Here is a 910-nt window from a genome sequence, read left to right on the forward strand (position 1 = left end):
CGGCGGCGGTGCGGGCCTTGACCTGATCGCGCGCGGACACCTCGATCTGCGCGAGCCGCGCATACGGCGGGTAGCGCAACGCCTGACGGCCCATCTGCTCCAGCGCCGGGTAGTACGCCGCGTCCATGCCCTCCAGCACCGCCTTCAGGGCCGGGTGCTCCGCCTGGAAGGTCTGCACGACCAGCAGGGGAGAACGCGAGGGGTGCCACTCCAGCAGCTGACGCAGCAGCCGGTGGTAGCGCTCCGACGCCCGGAAGTCGCTGACGTTGAGCCACGTGTCCGCCAGCGTCACCCCGACGAGCGCGAGGTCCGGCGGCGCGGGCACCCCCAGCAGCGCCTGCGTGCCCACCACCACGCCCGGCTCGCCCGCGAGCACCCCCGACAGGTCGTCCTGACGGTCGCGGTCGTACCGCAGGACCGCGAAGCCCGGCAGCAGTTTCCGGACCTCCTGCGCGATCCACTCCGTGCCGGGACCTCGCGCCTGCCACAGCCGCTCCCCGCACTTCTCGCAGTGGTCGTGCAGCCGCTCGTGGTACCCGCACTGGTGGCAGGTCAGCTCGCGCGTCTCCTGATGGAAGCGCAGCGGCACGTCGCAGTTGCGGCACATCGGCGTGTGCTCGCACGACGGGCAGCGCAGCAGCGCGCTGTACCCGCGTCTCGGCGCGAGCAGCACCGCCTGACGCCCGCGCTCCGCGACCTGCCTCAGCACCTTCTGCAGGTCGTACGAGAGGGGGTAGCCCTGCCCGCCCGGCTTGAGGTCCGCGCGCGACAGCGGCCCCAGCTCCGGACTCGCGGTGGGATTCGCGAAGTCCACGACGTGCACCCGCGCCTGCGGCGGCGGCAGCACGAGACCCTCGGCGGCCAGCACCTCCGGGGAGGGCGCGCTGCCCGTCCAGCCGACCGCGCAGTC

Annotated in this window: 1 protein-coding gene; it reads right to left on the reverse strand. The window is 73.5% G+C overall.

The genetic code is table 11. The features are described from left to right. Positions 1–910, reverse strand: a 910-nt coding sequence (locus DEIPI_RS31280) for a hypothetical protein (protein WP_045234370.1), incomplete at both ends; no start/stop codon positions are given.

The organism is Deinococcus pimensis DSM 21231 (assembly GCF_000519345.1).
In the GTDB taxonomy this organism is placed as follows: Bacteria; Deinococcota; Deinococci; order Deinococcales; family Deinococcaceae; genus Deinococcus_A; species Deinococcus_A pimensis.